This window comes from Pediococcus ethanolidurans (assembly GCF_964062635.1).
GTDB classification, from domain to species: Bacteria; Bacillota; Bacilli; order Lactobacillales; family Lactobacillaceae; genus Pediococcus; species Pediococcus ethanolidurans.
On record NZ_OZ061250.1, the window covers coordinates 1,096,234 to 1,119,003 of the forward strand.

Annotated in this window: 18 protein-coding genes and 1 pseudogene; 15 read left to right on the forward strand and 4 right to left on the reverse strand. The window is 38.1% G+C overall.

Features of this window, described 5'->3' with window-relative positions:
* The first annotated feature begins 107 nt into the window (after nt 1–107).
* From AB3219_RS05390 to pgmB, 9 genes are all read left to right on the forward strand, one after another.
* Nucleotides 108–1,769: an alpha-glucosidase gene (locus AB3219_RS05390; protein WP_216753727.1), complete on the forward strand. Its 1,662-nt coding sequence runs from the start codon at nt 108–110 to the stop codon at nt 1,767–1,769.
* Between the two features lie 14 nt (nt 1,770–1,783).
* On the forward strand, nt 1,784–3,082 hold the full coding sequence (locus tag AB3219_RS05395) for an alpha-amylase family glycosyl hydrolase (RefSeq protein ID WP_216753726.1): 1,299 nt from the start codon (nt 1,784–1,786) through the stop codon (nt 3,080–3,082).
* Between the two features lie 144 nt (nt 3,083–3,226).
* Nucleotides 3,227–4,522, forward strand: a complete 1,296-nt coding sequence (locus tag AB3219_RS05400) for an ABC transporter substrate-binding protein (protein WP_216753725.1) — start codon at nt 3,227–3,229, stop codon at nt 4,520–4,522.
* 23 nt (nt 4,523–4,545) lie between these two features.
* A complete protein-coding gene (locus AB3219_RS05405) occupies nt 4,546–5,406 on the forward strand; it encodes a carbohydrate ABC transporter permease (protein ID WP_216753724.1) in 861 nt (286 codons plus the stop codon).
* Nucleotides 5,406–6,218 (forward strand): carbohydrate ABC transporter permease, encoded by an 813-nt coding sequence (locus tag AB3219_RS05410; protein WP_216753723.1) that lies wholly within the window; start codon nt 5,406–5,408, stop codon nt 6,216–6,218. The genes AB3219_RS05405 and AB3219_RS05410 overlap by 1 nt, the downstream gene beginning before the upstream one ends.
* A gap of 20 nt (nt 6,219–6,238) precedes the next feature.
* Nucleotides 6,239–6,895: a hypothetical protein gene (locus tag AB3219_RS05415; RefSeq protein ID WP_216753722.1), complete on the forward strand. Its 657-nt coding sequence runs from the start codon at nt 6,239–6,241 to the stop codon at nt 6,893–6,895.
* A gap of 92 nt (nt 6,896–6,987) precedes the next feature.
* Nucleotides 6,988–8,091, forward strand: coding sequence for an ABC transporter ATP-binding protein (locus AB3219_RS05420; protein ID WP_367369357.1), 1,104 nt, complete (start codon nt 6,988–6,990; stop codon nt 8,089–8,091).
* Between the two features lie 69 nt (nt 8,092–8,160).
* Entirely contained in the window at nt 8,161–10,422 is a 2,262-nt protein-coding gene (locus AB3219_RS05425) for a glycoside hydrolase family 65 protein (RefSeq protein ID WP_216753720.1), read from the forward strand.
* Nucleotide 10,423: 1 nt separating this feature from the next.
* Entirely contained in the window at nt 10,424–11,083 is a 660-nt protein-coding gene (gene pgmB / locus AB3219_RS05430; RefSeq protein WP_367369358.1) for a beta-phosphoglucomutase, read from the forward strand.
* Between the two features lie 179 nt (nt 11,084–11,262).
* Here the strand turns inward: pgmB and AB3219_RS05435 are convergent, their stop codons facing one another.
* Together AB3219_RS05435 and AB3219_RS05440 are read right to left on the reverse strand one after the other, a co-directional pair.
* Nucleotides 11,263–12,501 carry an ISL3 family transposase gene (locus AB3219_RS05435; RefSeq protein ID WP_367369359.1) on the reverse strand — a complete coding sequence of 413 codons (1,239 nt, stop codon included), beginning with the start codon at nt 12,499–12,501 and terminating at the stop codon, nt 11,263–11,265.
* Nucleotides 12,502–12,728: 227 nt separating this feature from the next.
* Nucleotides 12,729–13,736 (reverse strand): aldose epimerase family protein, encoded by a 1,008-nt coding sequence (locus AB3219_RS05440; protein ID WP_260365181.1) that lies wholly within the window; start codon nt 13,734–13,736, stop codon nt 12,729–12,731.
* Between the two features lie 175 nt (nt 13,737–13,911).
* Between AB3219_RS05440 and AB3219_RS05445 the strand changes: the two genes are divergently transcribed.
* From AB3219_RS05445 to AB3219_RS05455, 3 genes are all read left to right on the forward strand, one after another.
* Entirely contained in the window at nt 13,912–14,580 is a 669-nt protein-coding gene (locus tag AB3219_RS05445; protein ID WP_367369360.1) for a lysostaphin resistance A-like protein, read from the forward strand.
* Between the two features lie 102 nt (nt 14,581–14,682).
* Nucleotides 14,683–16,344, forward strand: coding sequence for an alpha-glucosidase (locus AB3219_RS05450; RefSeq protein WP_367369361.1), 1,662 nt, complete (start codon nt 14,683–14,685; stop codon nt 16,342–16,344).
* Between the two features lie 93 nt (nt 16,345–16,437).
* Complete coding sequence (locus tag AB3219_RS05455) at nt 16,438–16,965, forward strand: hypothetical protein (RefSeq protein ID WP_057805330.1); 528 nt, start codon at nt 16,438–16,440, stop codon at nt 16,963–16,965.
* 147 nt (nt 16,966–17,112) lie between these two features.
* Here the strand turns inward: AB3219_RS05455 and AB3219_RS05460 are convergent, their stop codons facing one another.
* Nucleotides 17,113–17,886, reverse strand: a complete 774-nt coding sequence (locus AB3219_RS05460; protein WP_260365184.1) for a hypothetical protein — start codon at nt 17,884–17,886, stop codon at nt 17,113–17,115.
* A gap of 205 nt (nt 17,887–18,091) precedes the next feature.
* Complete coding sequence (locus AB3219_RS05465; RefSeq protein WP_260365185.1) at nt 18,092–19,072, reverse strand: ROK family protein; 981 nt, start codon at nt 19,070–19,072, stop codon at nt 18,092–18,094.
* A 255-nt stretch (nt 19,073–19,327) separates the two neighbouring features.
* Between AB3219_RS05465 and AB3219_RS05470 the strand changes: the two genes are divergently transcribed.
* The 3 genes and pseudogenes from AB3219_RS05470 to AB3219_RS05480 all read left to right on the forward strand — a co-directional run bounded on the left by AB3219_RS05470 (nt 19,328) and on the right by AB3219_RS05480 (nt 22,696).
* Nucleotides 19,328–20,191: a DegV family protein gene (locus AB3219_RS05470; protein ID WP_260365186.1), complete on the forward strand. Its 864-nt coding sequence runs from the start codon at nt 19,328–19,330 to the stop codon at nt 20,189–20,191.
* Between the two features lie 462 nt (nt 20,192–20,653).
* Nucleotides 20,654–21,382 carry a gamma-glutamyl-gamma-aminobutyrate hydrolase family protein gene (locus tag AB3219_RS05475; RefSeq protein WP_367369362.1) on the forward strand — a complete coding sequence of 243 codons (729 nt, stop codon included), beginning with the start codon at nt 20,654–20,656 and terminating at the stop codon, nt 21,380–21,382.
* A 23-nt stretch (nt 21,383–21,405) separates the two neighbouring features.
* A pseudogene (locus tag AB3219_RS05480) lies at nt 21,406–22,696 on the forward strand (APC family permease).
* The last annotated feature ends 74 nt before the right edge of the window (nt 22,697–22,770 follow it).

Genomic DNA, 22,770 nt, shown 5'->3' on the forward strand with positions numbered 1-22,770 from the left:
GGCTTATTTTTTATGCTTTCAATGAAAGAGCTTTCAAACTCGCCAGGTTTAGTTGAGATGAAAATCGAGTTTTATGAAAGATAGCATGAATATGAGGAGGGGTTGCGATGAACAAATGGTATCAAAAAGCAATGATTTATCAAATATATCCTAAGAGTTTTAAGGATTCCAATAATGATGGCATCGGTGATATAAACGGAATTACGGAAAGTTTAGATTATGTACAACAGCTAGGAACTAACACACTTTGGTTGAATCCCATCTTTGTTTCTCCACAAATTGATAATGGCTATGATGTTTCCAATTACTTTGCCATTGATCCACTGCTGGGAACTATGGATGATTTCCAAAAGTTAGTTGAAGCAATTCATAAACGAAAAATGCATTTGGTTTTGGATTTGCCAATTAACGATACTTCTGATCAGCATCCCTGGTTTCAGGATGCGATAAAGAATAAGGATAGTATTTTTCGAGACTATTATATTTGGAGTGAAAATCAAGGTAACCGTCCGAATAACTGGGGTTCTTTCTTTGGTGGAAGTGTTTGGGAACCAGATCCGAATGGTGGATCGCAATATTACTGCCATATTTTTGATAAGAAGATGCCAGATTTGAATTGGAAAAATCCAGAAGTTCGTAAATCAATGGCTGACATTGCTAAGTTCTGGATTGATAAAGGCGTGGACGGTTTTAGACTAGATGCGTTTATCCATATTGCCAAGGCGAATTTTGGTCAAAATATTTTAAATCAAAAGGAAAAGTTCCCAGTTGATTCTTCTTTTTATGCCAATTTACCAGAAGTAAAAGTTTATCTAAAAGATTTCATTAAGTTGGTTAAAGGTTATAAAGACGATGTTTTCTTTCTTGGTGAGGCATCATCGGCAGATGCTTATCAGGCTGCAGAATACACACGACCTGAGAAATTTGGTTGTGACATGGTTGTAACTTCAGACAACTACGGTGAAATGTATCCGATGACAGATTCAAAGATTCCGATGTTTTTTCAGCCACGACAATTAAGTATCAAACGATTGAAAGAAACCTTTTCAGTTTGGGAAGCCGTGTTAGAAAAGATTAGTTTACCAGCTTTAACGTGGGGCAATCATGATATTAGTCGCGTTTTAGATCGACTACATATTGATTCTCAAGATAATGATTTACCAAAAGCGTTAGCCGTTTGTATGTATTTGCAACGAGGAATTCCGATTATTTACTATGGTGAAGAGATTGGGATGCGCAACTTGAAGTACAAGAAGTTACGTGATTTTCACGATCAACGAGCACTCGACTTAATTGATTTTATGCAATCAAAGGGCTATTCGGATGAAGAAATTTTAACGTTGTTAAATCAACAAGATGAGATGACTGCCCGTGGTCCATTTCAGTGGTCGGCAGATAAGTTTGTGGGTTTTTCTAATCATCATCCATGGAATTGGGCGACTCATAACGATGCTGCGGCAGACGAAGCTGTAAAAAATGATGGGAGTTTGTTTGCCTTTTATCGAGCTGTATTGAAGATTAAAACACAGCCTTTGTTCTCAGAAGGTCAATATTTATTGTTGAATACAGATGCAAAAATCTATGCATTTGAACGTGAATTGAATGGTAAAAAGGCATTTGTTATTGTAAATTTTGATCATAAAACCGTTAAATACCGTGTGCCAACAGTAAAGGTGGTTCACACCTTGCTGTCTAATAAGGCGAGTTCATTAGTAGATAATGTGGTCACAATGGAACCGTCAGGCAGCATTGTGATTGAAGAAAAGTAGAGGAGAATAACAAGATGGCAGATGATACAAGTACTGATTTACGAAAGTTACAGATTTATAGTGTTTTTGTGAGAAATCATACGCAAGCAGGAACGCTAAAGGCGTTGGAAGCTGATTTACCAAGAATTAAAGCACTAGGAACTGATTTTATTTGGCTTTTACCGATCAACCCCGTGGGTGAAGTGGATCGCAAGGGCAAGTTGGGATCCCCGTATTCAATTAAGGACTATCGTAAAATTGATCCAGCACAGGGAACCTGGGATGATTTTATTCACTTGGCAGAACAGATTCACCGACAAGGGATGAAGCTGATGATTGACATTGTCTATAATCATACTTCCCGAGATTCAGTGTTATTAAAGCAACATCCAGAATACTTTTTACATGATGAACAGGGGAAACTGTTTAATAAAAACCCCGAATGGTCAGATGTTGCGGAGCTTGATTATTCTAATCATGATTTGTGGAATTATCAAATTGAAACTTTAAAACAGTATGCCAAAATTGTGGATGGTTTTCGTTGTGATGTTGCGCCTCAGGTTCCCTTACCATTTTGGTTAGAGGCACGTAAAGAAGTGGCTGAAGTTAAACCAAATATAGTTTGGCTTGCGGAATCGACAGGTGGCGATTATATTCGTGACATTCGTAGTAAGGGCTTTTGGATTTCTTCGGATGGTGAAATTTATCGAGCGTTTGACCTTGCTTATGATTATGATATTGATCAAGACTGGCATGATTATCTTGCTGGAAAGACTTCATTGAGTGAATACGTGAAAGTACTGAACCGACAGGATCTGACTTTTCCTGCTAACTATATTAAAATGCGTAATCTTGAAAACCATGATCATGAACGTGCGCATGAGCTCTTTCCAAATTTAAATGATTTAATTAATTGGACTGCGTTTTCTGAATTCCAAAAGGGAGCTACATTAGTTTACGCTGGTCAAGAATTTGGTCTAAAGGAAACACCATCGTTATTTGATGCGGATAAGTTAAATTGGCATACTTCTGTCGATCTATCAAAAATGATTAAACGAATGCATGAATTGAGTCAAGACGAAATTCAAGTGAACGGTAGTTGTCAATTAACGAGTTTCGAAAATGATATTGTCAAAGTCTCTTTTTCTGAAGGTGATTCAAAACGAATTGGGATATTTAGTTTAAAGAGTAATAATGGTCGAGTAAAAACAACCATTAAAGATGGTGAGTACATGAATCTGTTAAGTCACGAAACAGTAGATGTAACAAATGGTGTGATTCAAATTGCTGGCGAGCCAGTGATAATTGAAACGGGTATTTTGCACAAAAAATAAGGACATTTGAAGGATGTTAGTTAAAAATAAAAGAAAAAGCTGTTAACGGTAACAGTCGGAAAGCGCTTGCATAACATTAATTAGCCTGCGTACAATGTGAAATGTAAGAACAAGTTAAAAAAATTTTACAGGGAGGTTCTTATCATGAGTCATAAGTTTTGGAAACATCTCGCGACGGTTACGATGGTAGCCGGAGCAGCTTTAACATTGGCTGCTTGTGGAAGTAGTTCCGCAAAGAAAAATGTTAAGATCACAATTTTGCAAGGAAAGGTTGAAAATAATAAGCAGTTTAAAACAATTGCTGCTCAATATGAAAAATCTCATCCTAATGTCAAAATCGAGGTTACCTCAATTGGTGGTGGTACTCAGTATGATCCAGTATTAAAGACTCGTATTTCATCTGGTAATGCACCAACAATCTTTAGTTTAGCTGGTCCAGCAGATGTTACACAGTTCAAATCACATGAAGCCGATTTATCAAATACTAAGGCTGCAAAAGCAGCACAACCAGGAACATTGGATGCTGTAAAGACGGATGGTAAAACAGTTGGATTACCATTTAACGTTGAAGGTTATGGATTTGTCTACAATAAGAAAGTCTTTAGAGAAGCAGGAATTGATGCAACAAGTTTAACAACCTATGCTAAATTACAGGCCGCTGTTAAGAAGATCGATTCCATGAAGACTAAGTTAGGAATTAAGGGTGTCTTTGCTTTACCTGGTAAAGAAGCCTGGGTTATGTCAGACCATTTAGCTAACTTGTATATTGGTCAAGATTTCAATGGTAATGCTTTAAAATTATATAACTCTAAGACAATGCCATTCACAAAGAATGCTGACATGAAACAAATGCTTGATTTGCAGAGTACATACTCCATCAAACCAGTAATGCAAATGGATTATTCAGCACAAGTTAACCAGTACTTCTCACAAGGTAAGACAGCTATGATTCAACAAGGTGACTGGATTTATCCAACTATCGAACAGATTGATAAGAAATTTGCTAAAAATGATGTTGGTATGATTCCAATTCCTGTTAAAGGTGAAGAAGGCAAATTACCAGTCGGAACATCATTGTACTGGGCTGTTAATAAGCAAAAATCTTCTGCAGAACAAACAGCTGCAAAGAACTTCTTGGATTGGTTATACACATCTAAAGCAGGTAAAAAAGATGTTGTAAACACATTACACTTTGTACCAGCTTATAAAGGTTATAGCAATTTCAAGATGGAAGATGCTTTGACACAAACTGTATTCAAGTATTCTAATGAAAATAAAACTATCGGCTGGGCATTCCCTGGATACACTGGTACTTCATGGGATCCAGATGTTGCACAACCAAACTTACAGAAGTATCTTTCAGGCAAACAAAGCTGGACTGCTACTGTAAAGAACATGAAAGATGGTTGGAAGAAACAACAAGCAAGTAGTTCGAATTAATAAATAAAAGAGGGTAATGTAACATGAAAAATCGTAGTCTTTCATTTTGGCTGTTTCTGACGCCAACCCTCGTTGCGTTAGCCTTGGTTGTCTTTATTCCGATGTTAGAAGGATTGTTTTATTCCTTTACTGATTGGGATGGATTGTCATTTACCAAAATGGTGGGATTTCAAAATTACATTACGTTGCTTCACGATAAGGCGTTTGTTAACGCCTTTTGGTTTACAGTTGCGTTTGTAATCGTCACCGTTATTGCACTTAACGTAATCGGGTTAGGTTTAGCACTTTTAGTTACACAGAAGTTTAAAGGGAGTAGTTTTTTAAGAACCGTATTCTTTATGCCGAACATGATTGGTGGATTAATCTTAGGATTTATTTGGCAATTTATTTTCACTCAAGGTTTTAGTGCTTTAGGTAGTGCACTTCATGCCGGGTGGCTGGAGAATTGGTTGACAACGGAAAATACCGGATTCTGGGGATTAGTTATTGTAACGGTATGGCAAATGAGTGGTTATATTATGATTATCTACATTGCTTATTTGCAAAATATTCCTCAAGAAATTATTGAGGCTGCAGAAATTGATGGTGCTTCTGCTTGGCAAAGATTTACCAAAATTACTTTTCCAATGATTGCACCAGCATTTACCGTTTGTATGTTCTTAACACTTTCTAATGGGTTTAAGATTTATGATCAAAACCTTTCGTTAACTGGTGGAGGACCTTATAATTCGACACAAATGTTAGCAATGGATATTGTGAATACAGCTTACAACGCTAGTAATTTTTCGTTAGCAGAGGCCAAGGCCATTATCTTCTTCATCATTGTGGCTGCAATTTCGTTAATCCAAGTCTTCTATAATCGTAAACGGGAGGTGGATTTGTAATGAGTAAGAAAAGTACACATTTGATTGCCATTCTTGGAGCGTTGGTAGGACTATTATGGTTATTCCCATTTTATATGATTGTTACTAACTCTTTTAAGACACCCAAAGGTATTTTTGCTTCCGTACTAGCATTACCACATCCAGCGACCGGACATAACTACGTAAATTCATTTAAGGCTTTGGATTTTATCGGATCGTTAACTAATTCGCTTATCATTACCGTTTGCAGTGTGTTGTTAATTATTCTTTGTTCGTCGATGGCAGCTTATGCATTACAGCGTAATCACAGCAAATTAAGTAGTGGCTTGTTATTACTATTTATTTCAGCAATGTTGATTCCGTTTCAGTCAGTTATGATTCCTTTAACTGCCAATTTCGGTGGTGTGCACATGTTAAACATGTGGGGACTTATGTTCATGTATTTGGGATTTGATTGTAGTTTATCCATATTTCTTTATCAAGGAACACTTTCAAGCATCCCATTTGCTATGGATGAAGCGGCTGAAATGGAAGGTGCTAGCAGATGGCAGATTTTCTATAAAGTTATTTTTCCAATGTTAAGTCCGATGACTGTGACGGTTGCAATTTTAAATATCATTGCAATCTGGAACGATTACCTATTACCTTCATTGGTATTACCACAGGCACAATATACAATTCCGCTGCAAATGTTTAATTTCTTTGGCGAGTATACCAAACAATGGCATTTAGCACTTGCTGGAATTACACTTTCAATTATTCCGGTAATTCTATTCTATCTTGCAGCACAGAAATGGATTATTAAAGGTGTTACTGATGGTGCCGTTAAATAAGTGAGGAGTTGGGATAACAAATGATTAATCTAAAAACTAAAGGTGGTCAAAAATTACTTGCAGCAGGCAATTGGGTCTGGTCACTTTTTACCATTAACTTCGCGTGGTTTTTAATTAATTTTTCCGTTATTCTGACGGCGATCATTTTGGGAAGTCTTGATTTTAACATAACTTTTGTGGTGATTAATTTAATCTTAACTTTTATGTTAGCAATCTTTACGATTCCCAGTTTGATGGCAAGTTTTGCAACTGTTCAAGATTGGCAAATTAATGGGAATGCATCATATTTTAAAAAACAGTTTATAAATTGGATTGATATGCTAAAAAATTACAAACTTAATATTGGTTTTGCGTTTGTGTTTGGTATCCTGATCTTCTTGAATAAATGGTTCTTTGGTAATGTGTTTCCACATATGTTTATTTTAACAAGTACAGTGATTGTTATGGCGATATTAATTACCATGAGCTTTCAGGTTGGTACGAAATCTGAGCAAAGTTTTACGGAATTGTGTCTTGAATATCCAATGCGAATTTTAGGTGCAACTTTGATTTTTATCGCGTTATTGGTTTTAAATTTAGTTTTACAATTGGCATTCTTGATTGTAATTTGTAGTATTTCTCTTTCGGTTTATTTCACATATCGGATGTTTGGCGGAAGAGTGGAAAAGAATGATTGACTTTGAGATGTGAAGTTACCACATCTAGACTGATTCATAGAAGTATCTATGATTACTGAAAGTCAAAAAATTAAAATGAGGGGCGTTTCAGAATGGTACAAATTAATTTAGATCACATTTATAAACGCTATCAAGGCAATACTGACTATTCAGCTAGCGACATCAATTTAGCTATAAACGATGGTGAATTTATAGTCTTTGTTGGACCTTCCGGATGTGGTAAATCCACCACATTACGTATGATAGCAGGTTTGGAAGATATTACTAAGGGCGACTTTAAGATGGACGGTAAAGTGATGAACAAAGTCGCGCCTAAAGATCGTGATATTGCGATGGTTTTCCAAAACTATGCACTTTATCCACATATGTCAGTCTTTGATAACATGGCTTTTGGTTTGAATATTCGTAAGAATGATAAAGCCGATACGAAAAAAAGAGTTGATAATGCAGCCCAAATTTTAGGATTAACCGATTATCTTAAACGAAAACCAGCTGCGCTTTCAGGAGGCCAACGACAACGTGTTGCGTTAGGTCGAGCAATTGTGCGCGATGCCAAACTATTCTTGCTTGATGAACCTCTTTCAAACTTGGATGCTAAGTTGCGAGTTCAAATGAGAACCGAAATTGCACAATTACATCAGCGATTAGGTAGAAACTTCATTTATGTTACGCATGATCAGGTAGAAGCTATGACCATGGCGGATCGAATTGTCATTATGAATGAAGGACGAATCCAACAAGTTGGGACGCCTGCACAATTATATAACGAGCCAGTTAACAAATTTGTTGCCGGATTTATGGGTTCACCTGCCATGAACTTCTTCAAGGTTAAAGTAGAAGACGGGTTTGCAGTTGGTAAAGAAGGGCTTAAAGTTGCTATTCCTGAAGGTCAACTCAAAGCATTACAAAGCAAAGGATACGTTGGCAAGAATTTAACATTGGGTATTCGTCCTGAGGATATTCATGCTGAAGAGGTTGCCTTACAAACATTTTCAGATGCAATTATTGATGCTACGGTTGAAGTCTCTGAATTGATGGGTTCTGAATCTATGCTATATTCACGCACAGGAACAACTGATTTCATTGCTAAAGTAAATTCGCGAGACTATCACGAACCAGGTGATACTCTAAAAATGGCATTTGAAATGACAAAAGCTCATTATTTTGATGATGAAACTGAAGAAACGATTATTTAGGTTGAATTATAAGAGGGATTGGGCGTAAGTCTTGCCTGATCCCTTTTTTATAGAGGAGGAGATTAAATCATGCTACGAACTTTTGAGATCGATCCGTGGAAGATTGTGACACACAAGCTGGATAAACAAAATAAGCGACTTCAGGAGTCCATGACCAGCATCGGTAATGGGTATATGGGAATGCGGGGAATGTTTGAAGAAGACTATTCTGCTGATACCCACTCAGGTATTTATATTGGTGGCGTTTGGTATCCTGATAAGACCGTTGTGGGTTGGTGGAAAAATGGTTATCCAAAATATTTTGGTAAGGTAATTAATGCGGTTAATTTTGATAAGGTTAATGTTTGGTTAAATGATAAGAAAGTTGATTTGGCTACCACAACGATTGAAGACTTTGAATTATCATTGGACATGAAAAATGGTATTTTGACACGGAAATTTACAGTATCTGAACCAGATACGAAAGTGCGTTTTACTATTCAACGTTTTGTAAGTGTTGCCGAAAAAGAATTGTTTGATGTCAACTATCAAATTCAAAATTTGGGCGATCAGCCGGTTTCTGTAAAATTAGTGTCTGAAATTAATGCAGATGTTTTTAATGAAGATTCTAATTATGATGAAAAATTTTGGAATGTAAAAACAAAAGCACAAACACCAGATAGTGGTTATTTAATAGCAGAAACCAAGCCAAACAATTATGGCACACCTCAATTTACGGTTGGAATGGAAATGACACACAAGGCGGACCTCAAGGCACTTGAGGAACCCGTTGACGATCTCAAAGTAGCTAATACGTTTAGTGGTGCACTTGATGCTAAACAGACTACTAACTTTGAAAAACGGGTAATCGTGGTAACTTCACGTGACTATGACGATGATGCAACCCTAAAAGCTGCTATGCAAAATCTCAGTCAACAAGTGACAGCAGTTGCCTATCAAAAACTGGTGGCCGACCAAACTGATGGTTGGGCTAAACGATGGGAAAAGGCCGATGTCCAAGTGACAGGTGATGATGCTGCTCAACAAGGAATTCGGTTTAATCTGTTTCAACTGTTTTCCACTTTTTATGGTGAAGACAAACGTCTAAATATTGGTCCAAAAGGATTTACAGGTGAAAAATACGGCGGTGCAACCTACTGGGATACTGAAGGATTTGCCATTCCACTGTATTTGTCGTTAGCAGATAAGAAGGTATCCGAAAATCTGTTAGAATATCGATACAACCAATTGGCAGGAGCTTTCCATAATGCACGTGAACAAGGGCTTAAGGGTGCCTTATATCCAATGGTGACGTTCAACGGTATCGAGAATCATAACGAATGGGAAATTACTTTTGAAGAAATTCATCGTAATGGGACCATTGCGTATGCCATTTATAATTACACCCGTTATACCGGCGATGAAACGTATCTCAAAACTAAAGGTATCGATGTTTTGACTGCAATTTCGCGGTTTTGGGCAGATCGCGTTCACTGGTCACAACGCCAAGGTGTTTACATGATTCATGGTGTCACTGGACCTAATGAGTACGAAAACAATGTAAACAATAACTGGTACACCAATATGTTGGCTCAATGGACGCTTAAATATACACTCGAAAGCTTGAATAAGGTAACACCAGAGAAGCTAGATGAACTGGCAGTGAGTGCAGAAGAGAAACAACATTGGCAAGAAATCATCGATAAAATGGATTTACCAGAAGACAAGAAACTTGGAATTTTTGTCCAGAATGATTGTTTTTTGGATAAAGATTTGAAGCCCGTTACGGCTATTCCTAAGGATCAACGACCAATTAATCAACACTGGTCATGGGATAAAATCTTACGTTCTCCTTATATTAAACAAGCTGATGTTTTACAGGGAATTTGGTACTTTATTGATCGTTTCCCAGAGGATGTGAAGAAACGTAATTTTGATTTTTATGAACCCTTAACAGTTCATGAATCCAGTCTTTCAGCATCTGTCCATGCTATTTTGGCAGCGGATCTTCATTATGAAGACAAGGCTGTTGAAATGTACGAACGAACAGCACGTTTAGATTTGGACAATTACAATAATGATACGGTTGACGGATTGCATATCACGTCGATGACCGGTAGCTGGTTGGCAATTGTTCAAGGCTTTGCGGGTATGCGTGTTAAAGATGGTACATTGTCGTTTAAACCATTTGTGCCCAAAAAATGGACTTCCTATCAATTCCGTATTAATTTCCGTGATCGCTTGATTAAAGTCGTGGTTGATAAACAAGAAACAAAAATCAGTTTATTAAAGGGCGCTCCCTTAACTGTTGAACTGAATCACGAAGCCTTAGAACTTAAGGGAGGCGACTAAGATGCAAGGTGTTTTGTTTGACCTTGACGGTGTGATTACGGATACTGCTAAGTTTCACTTTAAAGCATGGAGTAGGTTAGCTAAAGAAAAGTTGAACGTCACATTACCAGCTAGTTTTGAAAGTGATTTAAAGGGTATCAGTCGACTTGATTCAATGAATCGAATTCTTAAATTTGCAAAATTAGAAAACAAGTATTCGGCTGATGAAATTGATGCGATGGCGCAGTATAAGAATAAACTGTATTTGAACGAAATTAGTAAATTAACCCAAAAAGATATTTTGCCTGGTATTGAAAATTTATTGGATGAATTGGCCGTTAATAAAATCAAATTATCGGTTGCTTCAGCAAGTAAAAATGCCCCTTTTATACTAGAAAAATTAGGTTTGAAGGATCAGTTTGATGCCATTGCTGATCCGGCCAAGGTAGCTCATGGAAAACCAGCTCCAGACATCTTTATTGAGGCTGCTAACAAGATCCATGTTGACCCTGGTCAGTGTGTGGGCATTGAGGATGCTAAAGCAGGAGTCGAAGCTATTAAGGCCGCTGGTGCCATTGCAGTTGGAGTGGGTAGTTCCACCGACTTAAGCGAAGCAGACACGGTAGTTGCAAGTACTGGTGAACTTACTTATTCAGTTTTGGCACAAGCATTTAGAAAATAAAACGGAAGTTTGTCAAATGGTGTTGAAGGATAGTTTCTATCCTTTGGAGATCTCCTCGTGTGGGAGATCTTTTTTGTTGTTTTATTAGTTGCGGCGTTTAATCTGGTGTGTTGTCTGAATATCGTACTTGAAGGCATAACAAATAAGCCTACCATCGTGACGTTATTGTGGTAGATAATCTAGGCAATCAGCTGGTAGACGCGTGTGAACATATTGGCCTGATTGGAGAAGCCATAACAAGCATGTTTGAGCTCCTTGATCTTACGGTTGATGCCCTCTATCGGTCCGTTAGAGTAGGACGATCTGGCGGCGTTAATTACGCCATTAAGATTCTTTTGTAGGGTATGCATGGCCATATCTAGGGGCGTGCCGTTAGGCTGATAGTTAGTGATGATATTCTTGAGTTCATTAGCGTGACGCCCCATCAAAGCATCGTGTAGATCGATGTAGGTTTCATAAGCTGTTTTGAAGGCCGGAAACGTATCGGTTCCAATATCAATAGCGTTCTGTTCGGTCGAGTACTCATTCAGGCCGAAGAGATAGCGGCTCTTTTGTGCGTCAGGGTTGGCCTTGTGGAATAGGCGCCATAGTGATTTCAGTACTTTATATTCCCGCGAATGCTTGTCGAGTTGCTTTAAACATTGAGTGCGAATGGTATCCATCGTCCGGCCCATTAATTGAATAATGTGGAACCGATCAATAATGAGTTCGGCGTTAGGGAATAGTTCGTGCACGAATGCCTGATAGGAGGCGTTCATGTCCATGATGACGCGTTGAACCGCGGCCCGTTCTGCGGTGCTGTACTGACTAAGAAAGAACTGTTTGATGGTTCTATTAAGGCGGTCGCTAAGTACTTTAACTGATTTGTGAGTGTCGGCGTCAATGCAAATAAACGACATGGAGCCGTGCGTGGAACGGAATTCATCAAAGCATAGATTAATCGGTAGCCGGCGGCTCGCGTGTGGATGAATATTAGCCGTCAAAATACGCTGAACTGAGTTTGTCGAAATACCGGTGAGACTGGCGATAGTCTTAGCTGGGAGTGATTTACTGGCTAGCTTCAGCACATGAGTCGCTAGTCCGTGACCGATGGCGTGGTTGGTTGATACCACTGGAGTGGTGGCCGTACAAGTGCTATGGCAGTTACTACAACGCCAGCGTTGCTTGTTTAGCTCTAGAATTACGGGCCGGTCCATGGGTCCTGCAATGTGGACATGAGTGAGCTTGTGTCCGTTAGGGTGCAACGTATTGTATCCACAGCTGGGACAGCGCCTGAGTGTGTAGGTAAGCTCTGCCTGGATGACCAAATACTTTTTGCGACCCGAGCCCCGACCATGAAATTCCTCACGAGTACCGAACACCTGAATGTTTGTGTCTGTAATTCCCAGTAATTTAAGTGTATTATCTAGTTGAGACATCTATTCCTACCCCGCTTATCTTGAGTTTCGTCGCTTAAAGCATAGCACTAGGGAGGCTTAGATACCTTTTTTTGTTATCAAAAAGGGCCTAGTACTTTTGGAATGGAAATACTTTCCAACACCAAAAATTCTAGACCCAATAAAACAAAAAAATCCGCCAATGACGGATTTTTTTGTTGTTCAACTAACCGTTTGAAGATTGAAAATACGAGCCTATATTTTGCCCTTTAGTTAAACGTATAGGAGTTCTGATAAATCATCGGACTATCAGGGGTAATTACAATATTACCAAAACCGGGATGATTTGGAGCATCCGGTAACATTTGTGGTTCAATGGCAAGTCCCAACTGCGAAGTCATTGTTCGTGTGCCATCAACGAGAAAATCACCTTCAAACCCGGTTGTTGAAAATAGAATCAGGGAATTTGAATTGGTATGCATGGCTAGTTTTCTCCCAGACAAAGGGTCCTGCAAACGCAACTGTGGTTTTGAATCGGTTTGTGTGTTTAGTTTGAATGGGGTGTCTAAACCATTAGGTAACTTTGATAGCGCATCACCTAAGTTAGTTTTTTGACGAAAATCAAAAGGTGTTTCAGCAACGGAAAGCAACGTACCAGTTGGTACATTAGCCGCATCAGTCTCGGCAATTTCATCAGCGTTAACTTGTAGGTCAGAGTCGTTGATTAAGCGCTGAGCATTACCTGATAAATTAAAGTAGATGTGAGTCGTCGGATTGAACAACGTGGGTGCCGAGGTGTTGCCAAAATAAGTAATGGTAAATTTATTGTTTTGGTCCAGAACAAACATAGCCGAAATTGACAGTCGACCTGGATAGCCGTTTTGCCCAGCCGGACTGATGTATTGTAAGACAGCGCCAATCTGACCATCTGTTTTAATTAATTTGATCAGATTCCAGTGTGAATAACTAATGGAGGGATGATCACCGCCATGAATGTGATTTGTACCGCTATTTTGATCCAGTTGATGGCCGTTCCAACTGGCACCGCCTAGACGACCAGCAACGCGAGCTACTGTGGCCCCAAAATAATCATGGTGTTGCGCATAGTAATGTGAGTGCATGAACCCTAAGGTAATGTTAGCAACGTTACCATCTTTATCTGGGGTATTAATTGCAATCACCGTGGCCCCAAAATCGCTGATAATAATTGAAACATCGTGATCATTAGTTAAAGTGAACCAGGTTGAGTGGTTATGAATTTGTTTAGTAATATCCATTAATAATGCCTCCATTTTAATCCTTACTTTAAGAATACCGCAAACGTTTTCAATAGGAAAGTAACGTGTAAAACAAGTTTGTGTTTTTAAGTACTAATCTGCAAGTTGCGTTTAAAGAAAGTAACGTCTAAACTAATAGCATATCGGAATCATACGAGGGGGTAATCTAATGAGGATGGACTGGCAGCAAGGTTTCTTTAATGTTTTGAAGTTTATTGGGATGTTCATTGTGTATCAGATTGGAACAATTCCTTTACAAATGGCTTATTTGATGCCAACCAATCAAATCTTCGTGTTAATTGCGTTTACTATGTACCTGATTACAACTGGATTTATGTTGGTTTTATTTATTCAGATGTATTTAACTCAGCTACATAAAGATAATCCCGCTCATTTTGGTCGTAGTAAACCAACCAAACGAATTACACGTTTTATGGTTGTGATTGTAATTTTATGGATTCTATTTTTGGCGTTGCAAATCTGGCTAAACCAATCTAATCTGTTACCACAGTCTGAAAATCAACAAACGGTGATGGCTCTAGCAAAGGCAATTCCTTGGTGGCTGGCGCTTGATGCCGTTGTGTTTGCACCAATTATTGAGGAACTTTTATTTCGCGGATTATTTTTTAATTGGTTTTTTAATTCCAACGACAAAAAAGTTCGCCTTCTTGGCGTATTTTTTAGTGGAGCTTTATTTGGTGCGGTTCATGACGTTAGTTCGTTGCTCGGATGGTTAGTTTACGCGGTGATGGGGTGGTTATTAGCTCTCACGTATGCATATACCAAAGACATTCGGTATGATATCGGACTGCATGTTTTTAACAACCTTATTTCACTAATTTAATTAATGAAAAAGGCTTAGAAATCGAGATGATTGAAACCGATTCCGTGACGCGTCATAATGAAGTTGTTAGATAGTTGATATTTCTAGATGGGAGTGTTGTTTATGGAAAAACATTGGTGGCAAGAAGCAGTTGTCTATCAAGTTTATCCGCGTAGTTTTCAAGACACGAATGATGATGGCGTCGGCGATTTAAACGGCGTCATTGAACATTTGGATTATATAAAAAAACTTGGAGCAGATGTAATTTGGTTAAACCCAATATATAAATCACCGAATGATGATAACGGCTACGATATTGCTGATTATGAGCAAATTATGGCTGAGTTTGGTAATATGGCAGATTTCGATCGACTTTTAAAACAGGCACATGAGAAAAAACTCAAAATTATGATGGATTTGGTTGTAAACCATACTTCAGATGAACATCATTGGTTTGTTGAAAGCCGCAAAAATCGCTTGAATGATTATCGAGACTACTACATTTGGCGTGATCCTAAAAATGATCAAGAACCCAATAATTGGCAAAGCGCTTTTGGCGGATCCGCTTGGCAATTTGACGAAAAAACGGGTCAATATTATTTGCATTTGTTTTCTAAAAAACAACCAGATTTGAACTGGGATAATGAAAAGGTACGCCACTCAGTTTTTGATGTCATGCGCTTTTGGTTAGATAAGGGTGTCGATGGTTTTCGAATGGATGTTATCAATTTGATTTCTAAACCAGAGGGTCTTCCCGATGTGAAAACTGAAGGCCAAGAAAATTTGGCGGCCAATGGACCACATGTGCATGATTACCTTAAGGAAATGAATCAAGAAGTGCTCTCACATTATGACGTGATGACAGTAGGGGAAACTCCGGCTGCTTCAACGCGAGATGCGATTAGATATACTGGATTTGACAGCCACGAGCTAGAAATGGTTTTTCAATTTGAACATATGGGTTTGGATGGCAATGAGAATCCGGTGATTGGTAAATGGAGCACAAATCAAGTAAAGTTAACTGATTTAAAACAGGTAATGTCAAAGTGGCAGATTGACTTGAATGGTAAAGCTTGGAATGCCTTGTACTGGAATAATCATGATCAACCACGAGTTGTTTCTCGTTTTGGCAATGATCAAGATGAATTCCGGGTTGCCTCAGCAAAGATGTTGGGGGCAACACTTCATTTTATGCAGGGAACGCCTTATATTTATCAAGGTGAGGAATTAGGCATGACTAATGCAAATTTCAAAACTTTGAATCAGTATAAGGATATTGAAAGTCTAAATGCTTATCATGAACTGGTTGATCAGAAAAAAATAGTAAGTTCATCGCAAATGCTAGCCTATCTTCGTCATTCATCACGTGATAATGCGCGGACACCAATGCAATGGGACACAACTAAAAATGCGGGATTTACTAATGGAACCCCTTGGATTGAAGTGAATGCCAATTACAAACAAATTAATGCCAAACAAGCTGTTAATGACGATCAGTCCGTCTTTAATTTCTATCGACGAATGAATTTCCTACGTAAACAGTATGATGTTATTGTGTATGGAGACTACCAATTGCTGGATCCTGATGATGATCAGGTTTGGGCATACACCCGTCATTTAGACAATCAAGATTTATTGGTTATCAGTAATTTTACGGAACGAACAGTGCAACGGTGGTATGATTTGAGTCAGCAGAGTAACAAGATCGAACTGTTGAGTAATTATAAGGATGATCAAAATGAAACTTTACGCCCTTATGAATGTAAAGTCTATCTGATTCAATAAACGAATTTTATCTGTAACATGCATTTACGATGAATAGTTGTATAATGGATTTTATGAATAAAAAACGCTGAACAATCAGTGTGGGAGGTTAATATGCTTTACCAATATCCAACATTAGCAAAGATCAATGAAACAGGGCACGCCATTCAGGTTAATGAAGACAGTGTCATTCAAAGTTTACCAAATATGTCAGGGATCGATTACTTTGTCAAAAGTAAGAAACAACATGACTACTATGTTTTTATTGATCGCGGTGAACAGGGTGGAGCGGTTATTCATACTGACAATTACAGCGATTTAGGTTTCTTCTTAATTGAGACACCATTATCTGATTTTGATTTGGATATTAATCCAGAAACAAGTTTAGTGGAAATGTATGATGGCGCAGGTGTTGTCACTGACTTTTCTGATGCTGTTGAAAAAGATGAAATCAAAAAAATGTTGACTGAATATCAGAATGCTTCAGATGATGAATTGGCGGCAAGTGATGTTTATAAAGAGCTGGATAAATATGTTAGTCGTTATCTGGAATTAGACGAGACGACAGAAAAACATGTCAATCTTTCAATTATTCGTGTAGCCATTTTGAGTATTAGTCAGGATGAGACAACTAAACAATAAAATTTGACCTTAGTTGAACTAGTTTGAACTTAAAAACGACCCTATTTATTAGGATCGTTTTTTGGGTTAGGTTTGTGTTCTCAGCTTTAAGTTGCCAGTAAAGAAAGACAAGTAAGTTTTCAACAAGCACTTGTTTAAGGCTTTTCCTTAATTTATGTCCAGTTGCAGTAAAATTCTGGAGTACGTAAATTGGTTTGCGATTATCATTAGAAAAGTAAAAGACACTTGATCGGCAGGAAAATCGGTTAATTTCCAATAAAAAGGAAGCGAACCAATAGAGGGCAACACATCAAAAAAAGTGAACAGATGGGAAAAATGTTTACTCAAAAATTGACGAATAGCTTTGATATCGTAATTAGTAGCGCGTTGAAAACCAAATCTGCCTTCTATAATATGGCTAATTCTATACCATTCCTTTTGATTTTCTAAAGGAAGTTTGGCAAGGACAGTACGGAATTCTCCGGCGATTGGGTCTTGATTTACAATCAACATTTCATGTGCGTTCAATTCGTAAGCATATCCCACTTTTAAGAGGCGTTGGTTGGTTTGAACTTCATTGAATAAGGAATGAATTTTCACTTCTCGAATGATTTTTTCAATGATTTCGTATAGTACAGCTAACTCCCAAACGGTGACACACCAATAGATGATGGATGCCGGTGTGAAAGAGAACGGAATGGCTAACACGGGTACAATTTGTAAGTACAGAAGATCAAATAAAGTTGAGAATGCGATATGTGATCCGATTGCAAGAAATGAAAAGAAAACAAGACCAATAAGATAGATAATTAGTCCAAACCAAACAATAATTCTTGGGAATACTGCATAGTTAATGAACAATGCGTGTCTAAAGGTTCGATAATTTGTAAAATTGTGCTGTAGATCTTGTTCAAGTGCTGTGAGCGTATGGGGATGTGTCATGAAACTAGCCTCCAAAAAATGGTGTTAACTATATAGTTAAAGATAAAACCAACTGCCATTTTTAACTTTATTTTATTACAATTGAGTTTACCACATATATAAGAAAACAAATAATAGAATTAGAAAAATAAAAAGTAAGACAATTTAAACAGGAATCAAATTCCTGTTTAAGTTTTCTTACTTTTTTGATGAACATGAAATTTATTTATGAAGGATTTTCAGAAGAATCTTTGGACTTCGTCTCCGTGTTAGGAATAAGGTCTTCATCATCTAGTTGCAGTAAAAGATTGTAAAGTGCCCCATATAAATTGGCATCACTCTTAAAATGAGCCGTGAGAATTTCAGGAGCATTCAAAGTTTTGCGCAAAAGTGTATTTTCGTCTCTAAGTAATTGTAATTGATGTTTGATTTCGGGAACCAAAATGCTTTCACTACTAATACCACCGCCAATTACGTAACGACTCAGGTCTAACACGGCTTGAATATTTACGATCATATAGGCTATTCGGCGGCAATATTGATCAAAAATTTTTCGGGCCGTGGGTTCACCATTTTCAATGGCCTTGAAAACGCGCATGCCGTCAGTACGATCAGGAAACTCTAGGGCTGTTGCAATTTTATCAATCATTTTAATTGCTGAACCAGAGGTGAACATTAAATTTTCTGGATCTTCCGGCGCGCCGTTAATTTGAGAAAGCATGAAGCTAAGATCGCCACCCTGAGCATTAGTGCCATGCCACAAATGACCGTTTAAAATAATGCCACCATCTACAGCAGTACCCAGAATAATAGCCGCACCATTTTTTATATCTTTTAAATTTCCTAGCCAAAATTCGGCTAGAGCCCCTGCTTTACCACTGTTTTCCATGCTGACAGGTAAGTTATAACGACTACTGATAATTTTGCTTAGGCTGAGTCCATGTAACATTGGCAAAGAGCCACCATGATAAATAATTTGTTCTTTTTGATCGATACGTCCAGGCACACTAAACGCGACGCCCTTGATGTTAGGGAGAACTTCATTAATAACGCTATATAATTTTTTTAAGAAATTGTCCACACTGTCGCGTGGGGTACTAAATTGGGACTTAACCTTTAAACTACCGCTATGGTCGATAAGTGCATATTTTGTATAAGTTGCACCAATATCAATACTTAAGTAATCTTTTTCAGGATTGTAATTCATTCCATTTATCCCTTCTTTAACTCAATAATGTTATTATAGCGCAATTGGTAGCGATATCACAATTCGAATTGAGAATGAAAAGAATATGTGCTTTTCTGATAGATAAAAACTGCCAAACATCACAGAACAATCCAATTTTTTAGAAATGTCTTTAAAAATTGCCGGATTTTGAATATTAATGAATTGATTAATTTAATTTGCTATTCTTGCGTAAGTCTTTATACTAAAAGGTATCCAAACAATGAGGAGAAATGTATGAAAACAGCAATTGTAACGGACAGTTCGTCTTACCTTTCTGAGCAACAGGTTCGGGAAAATGATATTATTGTTGTCCCAATTACAGTTATTTTTGGGCAAGAAACTTTTTTAGAAAATATTGATATTGATGATCAACTATTTCATGAAAAACTTCAAACATCTGGTTTGATGCCGTCCACAACTCAAATCACGTTGGGACAAATGCAGGAAGTTTTTGATAAACTGATTGCTGAAAATTACGATGAAGTGATTTGTATTCATCTTTCAAGTGGCATTACGAGTTTTATTGAGAACTTAACCGAATATGCAAAGGACATTACGGAAATTAATGTGTTGCCGTTTGATTCACGAATGACTAGTCAAGGTGAGGCCAATATGGTGTTGCTGGCGGCTAAGTTGAGAAGAGAAGGTAAAACGGGCAAAGAAATTATTCCGTATCTTGAGCATTTAAGAGAAACAACTAAGGTTGACTTTATGGTAGACAATTTAAGTTTTTTGATGCGTTCTGGTCGTATTACAAATCGTTCGGCGATTATGGGAAATCTTTTGCGAATTAAGCCAATTCTGGATATGGACGAAAAGGGCCAGATCGTGATTCAGAGTAAGGAACGAACGCGAAAACGAGCGTTGCAAAAGGTTTTGAATAATATGCATTCAGACTTGGATAGAGGAGCAGAGGAGTATCGGGTTTCAATTATCTATGGTGTGGATCATGAGTTGAGTGCGAAGTGGGAAGAAACGATTCAGCAGGAATTCCCGGCGGCTAAGTTTGAGAGTAATCAGTTGGGTCCAGTGATCCTGTCGCATACGGGTGAAGAGATTGTGGGCGTGATCTGGGGTAAGGATTGGATGAAAATGTAAAACAAGAGTGCAAAAAGGAGCGCTTAGCTTCTGAGTATAGCCTAGGAACCCCAATGATTCGGTTTAGGAATCGTTGGGGTTTCGTAGCTACTATTTCACGTTAAGGAAGATTATTAGCAAAGATCGCTAATAATCAATGATGTTCCATACGTTGTCCATTCTTGTGGTGGCAACCCCCACCGCAAGAACTGGCAGACGGAGGAAGCTGCTCCTTTTTGCACGTTTCGGCTATAAGATATAGTAGGATCTAAATAAAAGACAGGTAAATTATATTTTTTGGGCGTAGCTATCTGCCCGAAAAAAACCCATTCCAATCATAAAAACTAAAAATAGATAGTACACCGAGCCCGGGAGAAAATCCCGAGCTTTTTTGTTACTCATTTTTTGAAACTTGAGAAACTGATCAAAAAATGTTATACTATTAAAATTAAATTAAAACAATGAGAAAGAAGTGTCATTTATATGAAACCGATTATTGCAATTACCGCAGATATTAGGGTAGCTGCCTCAGAAATCATTAATGAACGGCGGGCTGATTTTGCTCCTCGAGGGGCCGTTGACGCTGTTCTGGCAGCAGGTGGCCTTCCCATCGTTTTACCTTACACTGCACCTGAATTAGCTGAGGAACTTGTAAGAACGTTTAATGGTCTAATCATCCCGGGTGGCCCCGATGTCGATCCAACTTTTTTTGGTGAAGAACCGATCCCTGAAATCGGCCGTACTTATTACAAACGCGATGCTTTTGAAATTGACTTAATAAAAGCAACAATTGCTGCTCAAAAGCCAATATTTGGTATTTGTCGAGGCATTCAAATCATTAATGTAGCCATGGGTGGTACAGTTTTTCAGGACTTGGCCACACAAGATCCTACTTATCGTATTCGACATGCACAGGCAGCCCCGGGAGAATTTCCAACACATCATGTCATGATTGAACCTAATAGTTATGTAGCTTCAATTTTAAAAACTTCACGAAGTTATGTAAATTCCCGTCATCATCAAGCAGTTCGTAAAGTTGCGGTTGGTTTGACTGTTTCCGCACAAAGTGATGATCAAGTCATTGAAGCGGTGGAATCAACCCAAAATTCTAATATAGTAGCTGTTCAGTGGCATCCAGAAAATATGTGGCAAGAATTTCCAGAACAGTTAGAATTTTTTAAAGATTTGGTGCACCGTAGTCAACCTAAATAAAATTATTGAAAGAAGGACAACTTATGCAAACTGAAACCGAAAAACAAAAGATGGGATTTTGGAGTATTGTTCTGCTAGGAATAAACGGAATTATTGGCTCAGGGATCTTTCTTTTGCCTAACCAGGCCATGAAACTAATGGGTACGGGCAAGTATTGGTGTTTTTATTTTTGACGCCTTGTTAGTCACAAGCATTACAGTTTGTTTTGCTGAGTGCGCCTCTTTATTTGAAGTTAACGGTGGTCCATACATATATGCAAAGGCAGCTTTTGGAGAATTTGTGGGCTACGAAGTTGGTTTTGTGACTTGGGCAATTCGAATGATTGCTGAGGCAACAATGGCAGTTGCTTTTGCGACCGCTTTAGGCGGAATTGTACCTGCTTGGAATACGGTGATTGTCAAGAATGTTATTGTGACTGTGGTTATTGTTATTTTGGCTTTAATGAACATTTCTGGTGTGACTCTTTCTAAGATTGTCAATAACATTGTGACAATTGCCAAACTACTACCATTACTGCTATTTGTTCTAATTGGTTTCTTTGCGATTAATGGCAGTAATTTTACACCCATGTTTCCAGGTGGAACCTATCATAGTGGTGCATTTGCTGCTGCCGCTGTGTTGCTCTTTTATGCTTTTACCGGTTTTGAGGGCTTAGTGGTGGCTGCAGGAGATATGCGTAAACCTGAAAAAAATTTGCCGCGAGCAATTTTACTAGTAATTGTAATTGTGACATTGTTTTATGTTTTATTGCAGATAGTTTCTATTGGAATTTTGGGCCAAAAACTAGGGGTCTCAACCGCACCAATTCAAGAGGCGTTTGGAAAAATTGCTGGAAACTTTGGGACAAGTTTGGTTGCCGCAGGAACTATTATTTCAATCGGAGGTATCTGTGTGGCTTCTTCCTTCATCACCCCTCGTTCTGGAGTAGCAATGGCGGAAAACGGGATAATGCCTGCGATTATTGGACGAAGAAATCGAAAGAACGCACCCTATGTAGCCATCATTATCTCTGCAACCATTTCATTATTAATTGCGTGGTCAGGAACTTTTGAAACCTTGGCTCAAATCAGTGTTGTCTCTCGGTTTGCACAGTATATTCCAACGTGTTTGGCAGTCATTGTCTTTCGGTACACCCGGGCACAAGAACCACGAACTTTTAAAATTCCTGGTGGATGGTTAATTCCAATTGTTGCAGTTTTAGTCAGTATTTGGTTGCTAATTCAGGTGGATGTTTCTCAGTTGTTATTTGGATTTGGTGCACTTCTAATTGCAGTACCATTTTACTGGATCATGAAAAAACAGGTTAAAAATTAATTGAGAAATATTGTATTTTTGGTAAATAAAAAACTGAGAAAGTAATACTCTCAGTTTTTTTGTCGTTAATTTAA